A 16,813-nucleotide genomic window follows, 5' to 3' on the forward strand; every position below is an offset into this window, starting at 1 on the left:
GGCCACCGCCCCGGCCGCCGGGACCCCGGGACGACGGCCGCCGGGACACCGAAACAACGGCCGCCGGGACTCCGGGACGACGCCCGCCCGGACCCCGGGACCCCGGGACCCCGGCCGCCCGGACCCCGGGACCCCGCCCCGCGCCCTCGCCGTACCGCACCGACCGGCCCGGAGACCCGCTCCGGGCCGGTGGAGGGACACCACCGCCATGAGCCCCACCCCCGCCACATCCGACACCACCCGCACCACGTCCGGCCCCTCCGCACCCCGGCGCCGGCTCGCCCGCGGCACCCCGGACCAGACCCGGCGCCGCCGGCGCACCCTGCGCGACGCCACCACCGCCGCCCTCTTCCTGCTGCCCGCCCTCATCCTCATCGCCGTCCTGCGCCTGGTCCCCGTGGTCCAGGCCGCGTCCGACGCCACCCACAGCAGCCTTCCCGGCAGCGCCCTGCCGCCCCAGTGGGTGGGCCTCGACAACTTCACGGCGCTGTGGCACTCCGACACGTTCTGGACCTCGGTCCAGCAGACGCTGCTCTTCAACGTCATCGTCAACCCGCTCCAGATCGCCATCGCCCTCGCCCTCGCGGTCCTGCTCACCCAGAACCTCCCGGCCTCCGGCCTCTGGCGCACCCTCGTCTTCCTGCCCGCCGCCGTCCCCATGACCGGCTCCGCCGTCGTCTGGGGCATCGGCCTGCGGCCGGACGGCCCCGTCAACGCCGTCCTCGGCACCGTCGGCATCGATCAGCAGCCCTTCCTGACCAGCCCCCACCAGGTCATCGCCAGCCTCATCCTGATCGCGAGCTGGATCGGCGTCGGCTACTGGATGATCTTCCTGATCGCCGGGCTCAACGACATCCCCCAGGTCTACTACGAGGCCGCCAGGGTCGACGGCGCAGGGCCGCTCAGACGCTTCTGGTCCATCACCCTGCCCCAGTTGCGCCGGCCCCTGCTCTTCGTCCTCGTCGCCGACACCGTCTCCAACTTCGTCCTCTTCGCCCCCATCCAGATCCTCACCAACGGAGGCCCCGAACGCCGGACCAGCTTCCTGATGTACGACATCTTCCACAACAGCTTCGAACTGGCCGACCCGCACACCGCCGCGGCCGAACTGCTCGTCCTGCTCGCCCTCATGATCGCCATCGTCGCGGTCCAGTTCCGGCTGCTGGGCGAGGCGGAGGATCGATGAACACGCACCGCACACCCACCCCGCGCGCCCGCCTCGGCCGCGTCCTGCTCACCACGCTCGCCGTCCTCACCGCCCTGGCCTTCCTGCTCCCCGTGCTCTGGCTGATCGCCAGTACCTTCCGCACCTCCACGCAGACCTTCGCCGACAGCGGTTCCATCGGCTGGCACACGCTCTGGCCCCGCGACTTCACCCTCGACAACCTCGCCTCCGCCTGGGACAACGGCTTCGCCCGCAACCTCGCCAACTCGGTGATCGTCGCCGCCGTGACCGTCGTGGCCGGCATCGGCATCAGCGCCCTCGCCGCCTTCTCCCTCGCCGTGATCGACTTCCCGGGACGCAAACTGGTCTTCGGCCTGGTCGTCCTGAGCTTCCTGGTGCCCTTCGAGGCGATCGCGATCCCCCTCGCCCGCACCTTCAGCGACTGGAACCTCACCAACACCATCACCGCCCTCGTCCTGCCCGGCCTCGGCAACGGACTCGCCGTGTTCATCCTGCGCCAGTTCTTCCTCGGCATCCCCGGCGAACTCGTCGAGGCCGCCCGCATGGACGGCGCCGGCTGGCTGCGCATCTTCGCCCGCATCCACCTGCCGCTGGCCCGCCCGGCCCTGATCGGCACCGGACTGATCCTCTTCCTCTTCCAGTGGCAGGCGTACCTGTGGCCGATCCTGGTGACCACCAACGACCGCGACGACCTCGCCCCGGTGTCCATCGCCAAGACCTTCAACGCCTTCAGCACCGACTACGGCCGCGTCTTCGCCGAGACCGCCGTCCTGGCCGTCATCCCCGCGATCATCCTCCTCGCCCTCCAGCGCCACTTCGTCACCTCCATCGCCTCCACGGGCAGCAAGGACTGACCGGGGCGGGAGACGACGCCGACCCGGCCCGGGCGTGCGCGAACTCCTCAGTGCGCGTGCGCGATCGGGGGAGTACGACCGCACGCCTGTTCCTACCGTGAACGGCACGCCCGACGAGCGGCCCCGCCCGCCGCGAGCGTCCCCATCACCGGCGTAGGAACTCCGAGGTGCTCCGATGACCGTCCTTCCCGCCGAGGCCACCCGGCCCGGCACCTGCGCGGACCCCGACCTTGCGGCGGTACTGGACAGGGTCGCGCGGATCGTGGGCACCGACGGGGTCACCCTCCCCGCCGAGGAGACGAACGGCACCGAGGCGGGCCCCCTCGGACCCAACGCCGGTACGTACCGGTCGCGGCGCCTCCACGCAGTCGTACGCCCCCGGACGGCCGAGGAAGTACGCCGCGTCGTGGAGTCCTTCGCCGACGGACGCACCGCCGCCCGCCTGCACACCCACAGCACCGGCGGCAACTGGGGACTCGGCTCGCGCGAACCGGCGCAGGACGGTGCGGTCGTCCTCGACCTGCGCGGCCTGGACCGCGTACGGGACATCGACGTCGCCGCGGGCTGGGCGGTCCTGGAGCCCGGCGTGACCCAGGCCCGGCTCGCCAGGCTCCTGCGGGGCACCGAACGCATGCTGAACGTCACCGCCTCCTCCGCGCACACCAGCGTCGTCGGCAACGCCCTCGACCGCGGAGTGGGCCTGCGCCACCAGCGCGTCGAGGACCTCACCGGCCTGGAGATCGTCCTGCCCAACGGCGAGCTGATCCGCGTCGGCTGGTGGCCCGAACCCGGCCGCCCCACCCCGGTGTACACCCACGGGCTGGGCCCCTCACTGGTGCAGCTCTTCGTCCAGTCCAGCCTCGGCGTGGTCACCGCGGCCACCGTCCGGCTGCTGCCGAGACCGGACGCGCTGCGCGTGATCCGGCTCAACTTCGGCCCCGACACCGTCGAATCCGCCACCGCCGAGATCCGCCGCTGGGTGAGCCAGGGCCTGACCCGCGGCGTGGTCAAGATCTACAACGAGGCCGCCGCGAAGGCGTACGGCAGCCCGCCCGGCCAGTACCTGGCCCATGTGTGCGTCGACGGAACCCCCGAGGCCGTGGACGCCCTCAGCGGCATCGTCACCGTCGAAGCCGTGACGTCCGGCCTCTTCAGCGCCGTCTCCGACACCGACGCCGGCGACCCGGCGGCCGACAACCACGACATCGCCGTACGCGTCGAACGCGCCTACGCCGGCGATCCCGACCCGACGGACACCCTGTTCGAGGCGAAGACGGGTCACCCGGCCGCCCGGCTGGACGAGGAGGGCGGCTTCCTCTTCTTCCTCCCCCTGGTGCCCTTCACCGGCCCGGCCCTGGCACGGGCGCACCACCTCATCGAGCAGGTACGCGCCGAGACCGGCACACGGTGCGGCGCCACCTTCAACGCGCTCGACGCCGACCTCGTCGACTGCGTCGTGACGATGAGGTTCCCCCGCACGGAAACGGAGGCCGACCGCGCCCACCGCACCCTCGACCGGCTCTACGAACTCTTCACGGCCGAGGGCTTCCTCCCGTACCGCCTCGACATCGAGCACACCGAGTGGGCCGACCGGCTCACCCCGGGCACCGGCGCCCGGGACTTCGCCCGGTTCCTGAAGACCGCCGTCGACCCCCACCGGATCATCGCCCCGGGCCGCTACGCCTGAGCACGGGGCGCCCGGTGGGCGCGACGGGACCACGGAGCCGGAGAAACCGGAGCAACGCGGGCCGCACCACCACGACATGACCCCCGACACCGCTCACAGCGCCCACACCGCCCCGCCCCTCTCACACACCGCACGCTGGGAGAGCGCCACATGAGCCTCATCGACATACCCCACTTCCTCTCCACCACCCGGGAGAACCAACTCACCGCGGAGGAGATCCTCGCCCGCTGCCGCGCCCTCGCGCCCAGGCTGCGGGAGCGCGCCGAAGACATCGAGGAACAGCGGCAGTTACCCCCCGACATCGTCGAACTGCTGCGGGGCACCGGCGTCTTCCGCATGGCCGTGCCCAAGGCATGGGGAGGCCCCGAACTCGACGCCGTCCAGCAGACGGAAGTCATCGAGGCCCTCGCCACCGGAGACGCCTCCACCGCCTGGTGCGCCATGATCGGGATGGACACCCCGGTCTACGCCGGCTTCCTCCGCGAGGACGTCGCCCGCCGGCTCCTCGCCGACCCCGACACCGTCACCGCCGGGGCCATCATGCCGATGGGACGCGCCGAACGGACGCCCGGCGGCTACCGGGTGACCGGACAGTGGCACTTCGGCAGCGGCATCACCCACAGCACCTGGGTGGTCGGCGGCGTCCTCGTCACCCGCGACGGCGAACCCGAGCCCGGCCCGCCCGGCACACCGGGCAACTGGCGCGTCATCGTTGCCCCCGTCGAGGACTTCCGGGTCCAGGACACCTGGTACACCACGGGCCTGGCCGGCACCGGCAGCCGGGACTACCGCGCGGAGAACCTGTACGTCCCCGAGGAGTACACGTTCAGCTTCGCCGCCCCCCGGGTCACCGGCGCCGCCGCCACCCCCGACGCCGTACTGCGCAACATGCCCGGCGTCCCGCTCGGCGTGGCCCGCGCCGCGATCGACCACATCCGCCTGATGGCCACCCTCCGCGTCGACCGTGCCAGTCAGTCGCCCTGGGCGGAGGACTACCGGGTGCAGACGGTCATCGCCCGTTCCGAGATGCGGCTGTCGGCCGCCCGGTACGCCGTCTACGGCAGCCTGCGCGAGCAGTGGGAGATCCTGGAGGCCGGCGACACCCCCACCGCCGACGAACAGGTGGCCACCGTGCTGGCCCGGGTCAACGCCTTCCGCACCGCGCGCTCCGTGGTCACCGAGCTGTTCGACCTCGCCGCGACCAGTGCCGTCTACCGGCCCTCGGTGCTCGACCGCTGGCTGCGCGACCTCACCACCATGTGCCAGCACGTCATGGCCCAGGACCAGGTCGTCCAGTCCGCGGGCGCCCGTCTGCTGGGGGGCACCCCGCAGAACCCGTACAGCGTGGGCATCGTTCCCTGAGGGCGCGTCAGCCCTCAGGGGCCCTTCAGCTCTGAGGTGGCCCTTCAGCCCTGGGGCCCTTCAGGCGACCGAGGTTCACAACACGACTGCGGCCCACCACAAGGACAAGACACCGGGTGGGGGTCTGTGTGGCGGGCCGCTGTCGTGGCCGTGAATCCGGCCGGTGGCTGTCGGTCAGTGGGGGGTGGCGGGCTGGGTGTAGCGAATCGTGAAGGCAGGTTCCGCATGGTGCTCTTGGTATCCGGTGGTGGTGACGGTGGTGGTGTCGTGCCGGGTGGCGCGGTGGGCGGTGATCCAGCAGGGCGCGTGCGGTTCGACGTAGTGGGTGAACTGCAGGTGGCTGGTGGTGGGGGCGAAGTGGGCCTGGGGAGCGGCGAGATGGGCGGCCTGCTGGGCGGCCTCGATGAGGAGGGTGGCGGGGAGGTGGTCGTTGGGCCGGTCGATGAGGGGGTGGTGGTTGGCGGGGTCGGTGTGTAACAGCCAACGGCTCGGCTGGGGCGTGGGGGTGAGGAGGGCATGGGGGTGACTCGGCTCATGAGTGGGGGTGTGGGGTGCGCCGTGCGGGGTGGGGGGCGCGTCGTGGGTGGTGGGGAGGTGGCCGCGGATGCGTTGGTAGGCGGCGGGGGTGGTGATCGTGAAACGTATGGAGCCGGTTCCCGCGGGGCGCCCGTCGATGTGGAGGGTCATGGCGAGCGCGGCGTTGACGGGGACGGGTCCTCGTCGGCGGAGGTGGGTGACGCGGATGTCGAGGGTGAGACTGCGCGGGGTGCGCGTCAGGTGGACGGGGTCGAGGTGGTGGGAGAGGTCCTGAAGGATGAAGTGGTGGCCCAGCGGCACGCCCAGGTGCGCGTGGGAGAGGAGGAGCGTGCCCTGACGGATCGTCTCGAGGACGAGTGAGGGGGAGTGGTGGCCGTCGGGCGTGGTGTAGAGCGCGTGGTGGCGGGGCCAGCGTGCGGTGACGCCGAAGTGGGTGTCGCTGTGGCGGGCGACTCCGGTGGGGAGCACGTCGTGCAGGTGTCTGCGGTGGACGAGGGCTCTGTCCACGGGCAGGGCGGGGAGGGCCGGCGGTCTCGTGGCGGCGAGTTGGGTGGTGGCTTCCGTCGCGGTTGCGGTCATGGGTGTGGCCTTTCTGGTGGGTGGGTGGGTGTGCTGTGGGTGGTAAAGTACAGGCATGCGGGTTTGTTTTCTAGTGTGTTGGTGTGGGCCCGTGGTGGTTGGGGTGTCGTTGTGTGGTGGCGGCGCCGGTGTTGGTGTTGGTGGGTGAGGGAGGGTGGGTGGGGTGGCGCGTCAGGAGCGGGCGGTCAGGACGAGGAATGCGATTTTGGTGGCTGCTGGTGAGGTGTTTGCGGAGCGGGGGTATGCGGGGGCGACGATTTTTGATGTGTACAGCCGGTGTGGGGTGACGAAGGGGGCGTTTTATTTTCATTTTGCGTCGAAGGTGGAGCTTGCTCAGGCGGTGTTGGATGAGCAGGTGAGTGGGCAGATGGGGTATTTGGAGGTGCCGCCGGGGGAGTGTGGGGTGCGGCTTCAGGGTGCGTTGGATCTGGGGTTGCTGGTGTCGCATCGGCTGACGTTCGATCGGATGTTGCAGGGGAGTATCCGGTTGGCGGTGGATCAGGTGCATGAGCTGGACCGGCGGGTTCCGTATCAGGCGTGGATTGATGTGCATGCGGGGTTGTTGGGGGAGGCGCGGGATGCGGGGGAGTTGTTGCCGGGGGTGGATGTGGGGGATGCGGCGCGGATGATTGTGGGGGCGTTCAGTGGGGTGCAGTTGTTGTCGGAGGTGATGAGTGAGCGCAGTGATGTGGAGGAGCGGGTTGCGGTGTTGTACCGGGGGGTGGCGCGGGCGATCGCGGTTCCGGGGATCGTGGAGCGGCTGGACATCTCGGCGGACCGGGGCAAGCGTCTGATGGCGCGGGTGGAGCGGGCGGGGGCGGCGGAGGTCTGAGGCGGGGGCTGGGGTGCTGTTGCCGCGGGGTGGTGGCCGCTGCGGCCTGCGGGGGTGTGGTGTGGCCGGGTGCCGCTGGATGGTGCCGGGGGTGCTGCGGGGTGGCGGAGACCGCGCCGCCGGGCGGGCCGTCTCGCGTCGTCCCGAACCGGAGGGCCGGAGGGCCGGAGGGCCGGAGGGCCGGAGGGACGGTGGGTTGATGGGCCGGTGGGCCGGCCGAAGGGGCCCGTGGCGGCGGGGGCGGAGGGTTTGCCGGTTTCGGTATGGCGTTTGCGGGTGCTGAACGGTGCCGGGCGGGTGATCGGCTGAAACGGCAGATGTTCGGCTGCCGGTTTCGGCCTGCTGTGTCAACGGGTCCTGTTTTTCTGAGGCTGTGGTCAGACCGCTTTCTCCAGTGGTCCGAGGCTGTCGGGGAGCTTTTCCGAAAACGCCCGCCGTGACGGGTCGGTCTCCTCGTGAGTCATGGTGGCGAGCAGGCGGGCGAACTCGTTCTGCTGCTCACGTGACAGGTTGCTCATGGCAGAGGCGACACCCTCCGGAACCTTGACCGCGTCGTCCGGGTTCATTTGCTCGTCTTCACAGCTTTTGATGAACCAGAGGGCATGGGTCAGGGCCTCGGCCGGGGCTCGCGGTAAGGAAGGGTGCTCGCGGGGCGTCGAGTCGGTCTCCCGGCGAGTCGGCGGACAGGGTCCCGTCATCTCAGTACATGCTGTCGACGGCACGGTCGGCAACCTGTACACGGGTCTTGTGCCGGTTCCCAGAGTAACGCGCCGCAAGGACATGTCGGTTGGAGCAGACTGGGCGGCCGGGGGCAAGGGGGGCGTATGAGTGCCGTCCGCCCCGTAGGGCCACCCCATCTCACCTCGTTCGGCAATGGAGGGGTGCTGCGTTCTTCGCTCTGGGAGGCGAACTCCTGGCGCTGGCCTGCGTGTGGGGGTGCGGCGTGGTTCCTGCCGGACTGCCGGGGCTGCCAGGGCTGGGCCTGGCGCCCGTTGCTGCCTGTGTGCTTGTGGTGTCGGTGCTGGGGGTGGCGGGTCGCCGGGCTCTGCTGACGGCCTGTCAGTATGCCCTGACCGCCCTGACCGCCCTGACCGCCCTGACCGCCCCGTCTGCCCTGACCCTCCTGACTGCCCCCGTCCGCCCTGACCGCCTGATCGTCCCGTCCGTCCCGTCCGTCCTGATCGTCTTGTCAGTCTTGTCGGTGCCTGTCGTCTTTGGTGGCGGTGGGCTGTTCTGCGGTGGTGGTGGGGTGGTGTGTCGGGGTGGGTTGCTTGGCCGGGTGCTGTTGTGGATTGTCTGGGGTCTGGTGTTTTTGGTCGTGGTGGGGTGCCGGCCTGCGGGCTGCTGGGGGTGTCTTGTCGGGTGCGGGGGTGGGGTGGTTCCTGCGGCTCGAAAGAATACGTGCAGGCTGGTATGTTCTTGGGGGTGGGGTCGGGGACAAGGGGAGTCGTGTCATGCAGTTTCAGCAGCTAGTCGCGTTTCGGGAGGTGGCGGCCGAGCTGAGTTTCACCCGGGCGGCCAGGAACCTGTTTTACGCGCAGTCCACTGTCACTGCGCAGATCAAGAATCTTGAAGAGGCGGTGGGGACCGAGTTGTTCGACCGCAGTCGGCGTCAGCTCGCTCTCACCGAGGCGGGCTTGCTGCTGTTGCCGCACGCGGAGCGCATCATCGAGATCACGGAGACGGCCCGTCGTGAAGTCGCGCTGACCGTCCGCCGGCCCCAGCGGCGTCGCGCCCTGCACTGACCCGCACCGGACGGGCCCGGGGCAGCGTCATGCCCGCACCTTTGGCGGTGGCCGGTTCTTTCCCGGGAGTCGGCCGGTCGTGTGCGCACAGCCTGCGGGCACCTACGCCTTCCGGTGGGGCGATGCCCGGCCACCCCACCCGCACCGCACCCCGCCGCCCCGCCCGCACCGCCCGCCCGCCACCCTGACTGGGGTGAGTTTCCGTCGCCTTGGGTTCGCGGGTCCGGGGGGCTGGTGTGATCGGTTTCTCGGAGTGCTCGTGCTGGTTGTGGGCGGGAGTCCGTGCAGGAGTTCGATCGTCAGTGGTTGGCTTCGAGGTTCGTCAGGGCCGGCAGAGCGGGCAGGAGTTGGGCGGCGCGGGGTGGGATCGGTATGGAGCTTGGTGAGGGTCCGCCGGTTTCTGAGACGGGGCGAAGCCGTGTTCGGCCGGTGCGCGTCCGATGGCGAGGATGCGATGGGTGTCCTTCTGGTCCGAGGCGGGCTTGTGGGTGCGGCCGGCGGTGTAGCCGGTGACGGTGACGGGGGCGCGTACCTCGTTGTCCAGGCCGCAAAAGCCAAGGTCGGCCGGCGTTTCGAGGCCGGCGGCGCGCAGGTGGGTCGGGATGTCGTGGCGGGCGGCGGTGATGTCGTGGGTGCGGCTGGGCCGGGCTGCGGATATCCGGATCGGGCGGCCCTTCTCGTCGGTCAGGGCGAGGAAGTGCAGGCCGTGGTGGCGGTGTTTGCCGGAGTGGTTGCGGGGGTCGTTCCTTCCGGTGCGGTGCGGTGCGGTGCGGTGCGGTGCGGTACTGGGTGGGGATGAGGGTGCCGTCGGTCAGGACGGCCGCCGCGCCTTGCTTGGCGGCTCTTTGTAGGGAGTGGTCCGGGCGTGGTGCCTGCGTGGTGAGCAGTGCGGTCGGTTCGTCGTGCCGGCGGCGGATGGTGGAGTCGGAGGCGTCGTTGCCGCCGGCCATGTCGGCCGTGTCGGCCAGGTGCTGGTCGTGGCGCGGTACGGCCAGGACCAGCACCGTGATCCGTCCGGGCGGCAGGATCTGCCACTGGGGCCGGATCGCCTTCTGGTGGCGCTGCAGCGGACCGGTGAGATGGTTGTCGGTGTGCGTGGATAGCGGCAGACGGCACCCCGGGAAGACAGGCGGGCAGGTGTTCTCGGTGCGTTCTTTGGTTTTTTGTCACCCGATTCCAACAGTCGCCGGGGGCAACGTGGTTACGCTCGCAGTGCGCTACCCCCGGGCAGTGTCCTTCCTGTTCACAGGCGGGTGGTGAACCGGCCGTCGGGCGGTTTGCGTGGACGGCCGTGGTCGGTCGGTCTGACCAGTTCCCCCGCGCAGCGGTTCCCGTTTGCTTCGCATGCTGACGTCGACTCCCGGCCTTTTGCCGGCCTGCCGGGCCGTGACCGGTCCGGCGGCCTGCCGCACGGCAGCGAGGATGCGCTGACAGCCCGGCCGGAGCATGATCTCCTTCGTGCCCGGCTCGCGGTGCGGGATCAGCATCACCGCCCGGCCGCCCACCTGTCCCGGGGCGCCGGCGCGGCCGGTGCGCGCTCGTCGGCGAGCCGGTCGCTCACCCGCTCAAGTGCCCCCTCGGCGACGGTGAGTTCACCCCGCTCGGCCCGCACCTTGGCCGGGCTCCTCAGCTTTCCTCCGATTCGTCGAGGTTGAGAGCGCGGGAGGGGAGGGATTGCAGCTTTTTGGGGCAGCCGAGGTCGGGGCGATGTCCGGTGAGCCGGTCTGCCCCGGCGTGCCTACCGGATGCGCTTCCGCGCGCGATGTGGCTGAGCTGCTTGAGGGGGTCATCGGTCAGGCGGACGACCCTGGCGCCAGCCGGCGGTAGTGGCTGCCGCACTTGTCGGCGAGCCAGCCGTTCAGAGTGCTCAAGCCCCGCTCGTTGATCTGGCCGTCGTGGATGCCGTACGCGCGTTCCGGCTCGACGGCGCGGACGAAGTCGATAGCTTCGTCCGTCTTCATCCATGATGCCTGAAGGGGAACCAGCAGGGTCTCCACCGGCCGGTCGGGGCGGTGGAGGGAGTCCCCGGGGTGGTAAAGACGCTCCTCTACGAGGTATGCCAGGTTGGCGCAGTCCGGGAGATTGCCATAGGTACGCGCGTGCTGTCCGCCCTGGGCCATCACCCGGAACCCGGCCGCGGTGAACTCCTCGCCGGCAGCAACTCCGGTGAACTTAAGGCCCGGGAGCTGCGCCGACTGGGGAGCGTAGACGGGTATGCCCAGCCCTTTGAGTCTCAGGAGGTCGGCGTGGTCGGCGTGCTCGTGGGTGACCAGGACGGCGTCCGCACCGGTAAGTGCCTCGGGCTCGCTCCAGATACCGGGATCGATGACGAGTGTGCCACCTTCGTGCTGCAGCCGGACGCAGGAGTGGGTGTACTTGGTGATCCGCACCGGCCTGAGCCTAACTCGAAGGCTCCGCCTCAATGTTTCGTGACGCTCCGCCGACGGAGCCGGCGCGCCGTCACGCGTTGTGTGGCTGACGGCAGGCACGCCGATGGCCCGGGTGCCGCACCGGGTGGCAGCCGGGTTCCACTGCTCCAGGACGGCTTGGCGCTGGCATCGGGACAGAGAGCTTTACTGGTCACCCAGGGTTTGGCAGTTGAACGCGCCGGTCAAGGACAGCCGTGATGTAGCGGGTTCAGGTCGTGGCGGGCGAAGCGGAGAAGGTGACGGCGGCCGGTGGTGACGAGGTGAGAAGCTCCGCACCGGCCCCGCCCGCGCCACCCGCCTTCTGCGCGCCCTGCTCATCCTGACGAACCTCCAAGTCAACCGCTGACCCGATAGACGACCTACTCCTCAGACTGCCGCCCACGACCAGCGTGAGTACCCCGGGTGCCGGTCACACCAGCACCTTGACTCGCGGCTTCACATGGGCGAAGGCGCACCGCACCGCACCGCACCGTGCCGCACCGCACCGCACCGCACCGTGCCGCGCCGCAGCGCCGCACCGCACCGCACCGCACCGTGCCGCGCCGCAGCGCCGCACCGTGCCGCGCCGCGCCGCAGCGCCGCACCGTGCCGCGCCGCAGCGCCGCACCGTGCCGCGCCGCAGCGCCGCTTCGCGCCGCGCGGTAGCACCGCATCGCGCCGCGCCGGGCGGGGGCGGGTGGTGGGTGCGGCATTGTGCGGTCTGTGGTTGTGAGTTCGTCTCGGCTGTGTGGTCGGGGCGGGCTCCGGTTGCTATGGGGGTGCCTCGTGTTGTGAGTTTTTGTGTGGGTGTCGGTGTGGGTTCCGGTGGTCGTGGCGTGTTTTCGGTTGTATCCGGGGGCGTGGGGTCCGGTCGTGTCCCTGTGGTGGTGTTGTTGTCCGGGCGGCTGGGGCTGGGTGTGTGGCGGTGCGCGTTATTCCGCAAGTGCCCGTGCGCGGCACGGCAATTGGCGGGACGTGACGGTTCCTAGAGTCGCTGGCATCGAACGGTATCTGTCATCTTCGGTCTTTTGCGTGTCTGTCTTTTTTTGCTTCTTCGCTGTTGTCGTTGCCGGGTCTGTGGCTGGTGGCGTCGGCCGTGGGCCCTGTTCCCGCCCTGTCTTGTTTTTTGTCTCGTCTCGGGTGCCGGTCCTGCCTGGTCCGGTTGCCGTCCTGCCCGGTGCCCGGTGCCCGGCGCGCGGTGTGCGGTGTGCGGTGCGCGGTGCGTGGTGCGTGGTGTGCGGTGCCGGGTTGCCGTCCTGCTCGGTGTCTGGTGACGGGCGCCTGGTGTCTGGTGTCTGGTGTTTGGTTTCTGTTTTTGTTTTGCCTTCGTTCTGTCCCTGTTGTCGTCTGGTCCGGGTGTCCGGTCCCGGTTTCTTTCTTCGTTTTTTGTTTCTGTTTTTGTTGTGGCGGCGGGTTTCGTGGTGTGTGTTCCTGGCCTTTTTCCGGGTTTGTTTCGTCTGTGGATTGGTGGGTGACTGGCTTTATGTTTTCTGGAATGTCGATCGGTGTGGTCGGGGGCGGTGCGGCTGCTGTCTGTCTGATCGATGCGCTGGCCCGTGTCCGGAACACCGTGGGCAGTCTCACCGTGTTCGAGCCCTCACCTCACCTGTGGCGGGGCCGGGCCTACCAGGTCGACACCGACACCCTCCGTGTGAACGCCACCCCCGACGACATGTCGGTCCGTGCCGGGGACCCCGGGCATTTCGAACGCTGGCTGGAGACCCGCGACCGCCTCACCGGTATCACCGACGGCACCGACCCGCTCTCCGGGGCCCGGTTCGTTTCCCGCCGCTGTTACGGCGACTACCTGGAACACTGCGCCCGCACCGCTTTGGGCACCCTGCGCCGTACCGGCCGGCGTGTCACCCTCGTCAGGGAACCGGTCACCAGCGCCCGGCGCCTGCCCCGCCGGGTACGGCTGCACACCCGAGCCCGTTCCCACACCTTCGACTACGTCGTGCTCAGCGTCGGCGGCGGCAGCCCCCAGGACACCTACGGCCTGTCCGGCACCCCCGGTTTCGTCGCCGACCCCTACCCCGTCTCGGCCGCCCTCCGCGACATCGGCGAGGACGAGCACGTCGCCGTCGTCGGCAGCGGCCTGAGCGCCGTCGACGTCGTCCTGTCCCTGGCCGCCCGCGGCCACCGGGGACGTATCAGCATGCTCTCCCGCCAGGGCGTGCTGCCCGGAGTACGGCAGAAACCGGTCCGCCTCCACCTGCGTCACCTGACCCCCGACCGGCTCCGCCGCACCGCCCGGACACACCGTGAACTGACCGTCGCGGACATCGCCACCGCCGTGCGCGCCGAGTTCCGCGACGCGGGAGCCGACCTCGACGCCGTCCTCGAGGAGATCGCCCGCGCCGCTCGGGAAGACCCCGTCGACCGGCTGCGCCGCCAGCTCGACGAGGTCGACTCACCCCACCTGGGCCTGCGTATCCTCCAGCGCGCCGTACCGCAGACCGGCCCCGACGTGTGGCCCCTGCTGCGCGAGGCGGACAAGATCCGGCTGCTGCGCGCCCACCACCGCACCCTGATGAGCCTGTGCTGTCCCATGCCGCCCGCAGGCGCCACCGTCCTCCTGAACCTGGTGCAGGCCGGGCAACTGGCCATGTTCTGCGGGCTGCACGGCATCACCCCCGCCGGCCAGGGCGGTTTCGACGTCCGGGCCGACGGCACCGGCCTGCACACCGACCGGGTGATCAACGCCGTCAACGCCTGCGAGGGACGTATCCCCGCCGCGGCCCGGGGCCTGGTGACCTCCCTGATCAACGACCGGGCCGCAAGCCGCCACACCCACGGCGGCCTCCAACTGGCCCGCGCCACCAGCCGCCTCACCTACAACGGCCGCCCCGACCCCCGCCTGTACGGGCTGGGCAACATCGCCGCCGGCGCTCTCTTCTTCACCTTCGGCATCCCCTCCCTGGTCGACCGCAGCCAGGACATCGTCACCGCGATCCACGAACACGCCGCCACGGTGACCGCCGCCCACCGCGAAGCCCGCCCCCGCACCCACCCCCTCCCCGCCTGACCCACCCACCCGCCCACCCCCTGCCACAACCGGCCACCGGCCATTGCCCACCGGTCATTGCTCACCGGTCATTGCCCACGGGGCACGGCCCACCAGCCACCGGCTACCGGCTGCTGGTCACTGTCCGGCCCCCATCACCACAACACCAGCCCACCACCGTCACGCCGCCCACCGCCCGCCGCCGTCACGCCGCCCGTGGCCCGCCGCCCGTCGCTCCACGCCTGTCGCCCCGGTCCGTTCGCCCTCCGTCGGCCAGAACTCCCGGTCCACCAGCCCCTGCCCGTGCCCGTCGCTTCCTGCCCACCGGCCGTCGCTCCACGCCTGTCGCCCCGGTCCGTTCGCCCTCCGTCGGCCAGAACTCTCGGTCCACCAGCCCCTGCCCGTGCCCGTCGCCCCAGGCCCATCGCCCCACGCCCGCCGCCCCCTGCCCGCCGCCCCCTGCCCGCCGCCCCGGTCCGTTCGCCCTCCGTTGGCCAGTACCTCTGGTCCTTCCGTTCCCGGCCCAGCGGCCACCAGGCGCTGTCTCTGCCCGGCCCGCTGCCTGCTGTCCGCCGATCCCGGTCTGTCCGCTCTCCGTCGGCCAGTACCTCTGGTCCTTCCGTTCCGGCCCACCGGCCACCACCCGCCGTCTCTGCCCGGCCCGCTGTCTGCTGTCTGCCGATCCCGGTCTGTTCGTCCTCCGTCGGCCGGTACCTCCGGTCCTTCCGTTTCCGGCCCACCGGCCATCACCCGGCTCCCTGCCCGTGCCCGTCGCCCGCTGCTTGCCGGCTGTCGTCCGCTGACCATCGTCCGCTGTCGCGTTGAGCGCCCCTCGTGTCCTGGAGGACCCGTAGTCATGTCCCCGTCTGTCACCCGTCCCCACGCCCGCCCCGTTTATCTGGCCGATACCCCCACCGGGCTGCCGATCCCCGGTGAGCCGCGGTTCACCAGTCACGAGGACGCCCGCCGTCACCGGAAACAGCGGCTGGCCGCCGCGCTGCGCCTGTTCGCCAGACACGGCTTCGGCGAAGGCGTCTCCGGTCACATCTCCGTCCGCGACCCCGAACACCCCGCCCACTTCTGGGTCAACCCCTTCGGTGTCTCCTTCCATCAGGTCCGCGTCGCCGACCTGATCCGCGTCGACGCCACCGGCCGCGTCGTCAGCGGCCACCACCCCATAAACCCCAGCGCCTTCGTCATCCACAGCCAGATCCACCACCTCCACCCCGCCGCCACCGCCGCCGCCCACGCCCACACCCCCCACGCCCGCGCCCTGGGCGCCCTGGGCACCCTCCTGGACCCCCTCGACCAGGAATCCGCCGCCTTCTACGGCCGCCAAACCCTCTACGACCGCTACGAGGGGCCCTCCGTCTCACTCGCCCAGGGCCGCGACATCGCCGGGGCACTCGGCGACAACCGGGCCATCCTCCTGCGCCACCACGGCCTGATCACCGTGGGCGGCTCCCTCGACGAGGCCGTGCACTGGTTCCTCACCTACGAACACTGCGCCCACGTCCAGCTCCTCGCCCGCGCCGCCGGAACGCCCAGGCCGCTCACCCACGAGCAGGCCCTCGCCGCCCGCGACGGTTTCGGCGACCCCCAACTGGGCGCCTTCAGTTTCCAGTTGCTGTTCGACGAGATCGTCGCCGAACACCCCGACCTCCTCGACGAATAACCCACCCCGCGGCCCCGCCCCGGGGCACCCGCTCCGTCCACTTCACGAAAAGGGACCCCCCTTCCATGTCCTTCCTGCGCCGGCTCACCGCCGGTGAGTCCCACGGCCGGGCCCTGACCCCTGTCCTCGCCGAAGGACTGCCCGCGGGCGTACGGGCCTGCGTGCGGCAGATCGCCTTCGCCTGCCGCCGGGGACACGGACACGGCACCCGCATGACATGCGAACGCGACGGGGCCGCCTTCACCGGCGGAGTACGCCACGGCCCCACCCCCGCCGGGCCCGTCGCCGCCCGTGTCGGCGACAGCCCATGGCCCACAGGGCAGACCGTGACGGCCGCCGGCCCCGTCTTCGCCGACGCCCTCGCCCACACCGCCCGCGCCGCCCTGGGCACCCCGGGCCCACACCACTCGCCCACACCCGATCCGCCCGCCCCCAAGGACACCGAACACCTCGATCCCGGCCCCGTACGCTGCCCCGATCCCGCCGATCCCGCCGATCCCGCCGCTTCCGCCGTCAGGGGCGCCGAGAGCGACCGGGCCCGCCGGGCCGGTGACACCCTCGGCGCCGTCGCCGAGGTGATCGCCTGCCACGTGCCGCCCGGCCCTGGCTCCCACGTGCACCGGGGCCGGCGCCTGGACGCCTGCCCGGCCGGCGCTCTCATGGGCACCCGGGCCGTCGAAGGCGTCGAGTCCGGAGAAGCCCGGCGGCGACAGCGTCCCGGAGACCACCCGCAGCAACCACCGTGGCTGCCTGTCCCGCCTGGCCGCCACAGGAGCCGGACCCGCCCCCGGGCGGGCACATGAGCACCCCCGCGGCCCCGCCCGCCCCACCCCGCCCACGCCCACCACTCCCGCCCACCCCCACCCCGGCGCCCACCCCCACCCCGGCCCTTGAGGCCGGCCCGGCCGTGGCGGCCGGCCCGGCCCCGACCTCAGCCCCTG

At 71.2% G+C, this 16,813-nt stretch carries 13 protein-coding genes; 9 read left to right on the forward strand and 4 right to left on the reverse strand.

Going from position 1 to position 16,813, the window contains the following annotated elements; all coding sequences use genetic code 11:
• Nucleotides 1-208 precede the first annotated feature (208 nt).
• From J5Y05_RS32220 to J5Y05_RS11710, 4 genes are all read left to right on the forward strand, one after another.
• Entirely contained in the window at nucleotides 209-1,186 is a 978-nt protein-coding gene (locus tag J5Y05_RS32220) for a carbohydrate ABC transporter permease (protein WP_210871238.1), read from the forward strand.
• Nucleotides 1,183-2,040: a carbohydrate ABC transporter permease gene (locus J5Y05_RS11700; protein ID WP_210871240.1), complete on the forward strand. Its 858-nt coding sequence runs from the start codon at nucleotides 1,183-1,185 to the stop codon at nucleotides 2,038-2,040. The genes J5Y05_RS32220 and J5Y05_RS11700 overlap by 4 nt, the downstream gene beginning before the upstream one ends.
• 175 nt (nucleotides 2,041-2,215) lie before the next feature.
• The gene (locus tag J5Y05_RS11705; protein ID WP_210871242.1) at nucleotides 2,216-3,727 is read left to right on the forward strand and encodes an FAD-binding oxidoreductase; all 1,512 of its coding nucleotides are present in this window, start codon (nucleotides 2,216-2,218) and stop codon (nucleotides 3,725-3,727) included.
• A gap of 150 nt (nucleotides 3,728-3,877) precedes the next feature.
• Nucleotides 3,878-5,089 (forward strand): acyl-CoA dehydrogenase family protein, encoded by a 1,212-nt coding sequence (locus J5Y05_RS11710; protein WP_210871244.1) that lies wholly within the window; start codon nucleotides 3,878-3,880, stop codon nucleotides 5,087-5,089.
• A gap of 174 nt (nucleotides 5,090-5,263) precedes the next feature.
• On the opposite strand, the gene J5Y05_RS11715 is transcribed toward J5Y05_RS11710, so the two are convergent.
• A complete protein-coding gene (locus J5Y05_RS11715; RefSeq protein WP_210871245.1) occupies nucleotides 5,264-6,205 on the reverse strand; it encodes a ScbA/BarX family gamma-butyrolactone biosynthesis protein in 942 nt (313 codons plus the stop codon).
• Nucleotides 6,206-6,368: 163 nt separating this feature from the next.
• Here J5Y05_RS11715 and J5Y05_RS11720 point away from each other — a divergent pair, with 163 nt between their 5' ends.
• Nucleotides 6,369-7,037: a ScbR family autoregulator-binding transcription factor gene (locus J5Y05_RS11720; RefSeq protein WP_210871247.1), complete on the forward strand. Its 669-nt coding sequence runs from the start codon at nucleotides 6,369-6,371 to the stop codon at nucleotides 7,035-7,037.
• A gap of 377 nt (nucleotides 7,038-7,414) precedes the next feature.
• Here J5Y05_RS11720 and J5Y05_RS31750 read toward each other — a convergent pair whose 3' ends face one another.
• The gene (locus J5Y05_RS31750; RefSeq protein WP_247614437.1) at nucleotides 7,415-7,603 is read right to left on the reverse strand and encodes a hypothetical protein; all 189 of its coding nucleotides are present in this window, start codon (nucleotides 7,601-7,603) and stop codon (nucleotides 7,415-7,417) included.
• Between the two features lie 888 nt (nucleotides 7,604-8,491).
• On the opposite strand from J5Y05_RS31750, the gene J5Y05_RS11730 reads away from it, so the two are divergent.
• Entirely contained in the window at nucleotides 8,492-8,782 is a 291-nt protein-coding gene (locus J5Y05_RS11730; RefSeq protein ID WP_210871251.1) for a LysR family transcriptional regulator, read from the forward strand.
• Nucleotides 8,783-9,104: 322 nt separating this feature from the next.
• Here the strand turns inward: J5Y05_RS11730 and J5Y05_RS32605 are convergent, their stop codons facing one another.
• Together J5Y05_RS32605 and J5Y05_RS11740 are read right to left on the reverse strand one after the other, a co-directional pair.
• On the reverse strand, nucleotides 9,105-9,485 hold the full coding sequence (locus J5Y05_RS32605; protein ID WP_210871475.1) for a hypothetical protein: 381 nt from the start codon (nucleotides 9,483-9,485) through the stop codon (nucleotides 9,105-9,107).
• A gap of 1,090 nt (nucleotides 9,486-10,575) precedes the next feature.
• The gene (locus J5Y05_RS11740) at nucleotides 10,576-11,172 is read right to left on the reverse strand and encodes an MBL fold metallo-hydrolase (protein WP_210871253.1); all 597 of its coding nucleotides are present in this window, start codon (nucleotides 11,170-11,172) and stop codon (nucleotides 10,576-10,578) included.
• 1,513 nt (nucleotides 11,173-12,685) lie between these two features.
• On the opposite strand from J5Y05_RS11740, the gene J5Y05_RS11745 reads away from it, so the two are divergent.
• The 3 genes from J5Y05_RS11745 (at nucleotide 12,686) to J5Y05_RS11755 (ending at nucleotide 16,675) form a co-directional block, all read left to right on the forward strand.
• A complete protein-coding gene (locus J5Y05_RS11745; RefSeq protein ID WP_210871255.1) occupies nucleotides 12,686-14,218 on the forward strand; it encodes an FAD/NAD(P)-binding protein in 1,533 nt (510 codons plus the stop codon).
• An 835-nt stretch (nucleotides 14,219-15,053) separates the two neighbouring features.
• Nucleotides 15,054-15,872, forward strand: coding sequence for a class II aldolase/adducin family protein (locus tag J5Y05_RS11750; protein WP_210871257.1), 819 nt, complete (start codon nucleotides 15,054-15,056; stop codon nucleotides 15,870-15,872).
• Between the two features lie 65 nt (nucleotides 15,873-15,937).
• On the forward strand, nucleotides 15,938-16,675 hold the full coding sequence (locus J5Y05_RS11755; RefSeq protein ID WP_210871259.1) for a chorismate synthase: 738 nt from the start codon (nucleotides 15,938-15,940) through the stop codon (nucleotides 16,673-16,675).
• Nucleotides 16,676-16,813 lie beyond the last annotated feature (138 nt).

The sequence above is a fragment of the Streptomyces tagetis genome, assembly GCF_018069565.1.
GTDB lineage: Bacteria > Actinomycetota > Actinomycetes > Streptomycetales > Streptomycetaceae > Streptomyces > Streptomyces tagetis.

Coding starts and splice junctions, on each gene's coding strand:
- J5Y05_RS32220 (WP_210871238.1), top strand. CDS start 209: ATGAGCCCCACCCCCGCCACATCCGACACCACCCGCACCACGTCCGGC.
- J5Y05_RS11700 (WP_210871240.1), top strand. CDS start 1,183: ATGAACACGCACCGCACACCCACCCCGCGCGCCCGCCTCGGCCGCGTC.
- J5Y05_RS11705 (WP_210871242.1), top strand. CDS start 2,216: ATGACCGTCCTTCCCGCCGAGGCCACCCGGCCCGGCACCTGCGCGGAC.
- J5Y05_RS11710 (WP_210871244.1), top strand. CDS start 3,878: ATGAGCCTCATCGACATACCCCACTTCCTCTCCACCACCCGGGAGAAC.
- J5Y05_RS11715 (WP_210871245.1), bottom strand. CDS start 6,205: ATGACCGCAACCGCGACGGAAGCCACCACCCAACTCGCCGCCACGAGA.
- J5Y05_RS31750 (WP_247614437.1), bottom strand. CDS start 7,603: ATGAACCCGGACGACGCGGTCAAGGTTCCGGAGGGTGTCGCCTCTGCC.
- J5Y05_RS11730 (WP_210871251.1), top strand. CDS start 8,492: ATGCAGTTTCAGCAGCTAGTCGCGTTTCGGGAGGTGGCGGCCGAGCTG.
- J5Y05_RS11745 (WP_210871255.1), top strand. CDS start 12,686: ATGTCGATCGGTGTGGTCGGGGGCGGTGCGGCTGCTGTCTGTCTGATC.
- J5Y05_RS11750 (WP_210871257.1), top strand. CDS start 15,054: ATGTCCCCGTCTGTCACCCGTCCCCACGCCCGCCCCGTTTATCTGGCC.
- J5Y05_RS11755 (WP_210871259.1), top strand. CDS start 15,938: ATGTCCTTCCTGCGCCGGCTCACCGCCGGTGAGTCCCACGGCCGGGCC.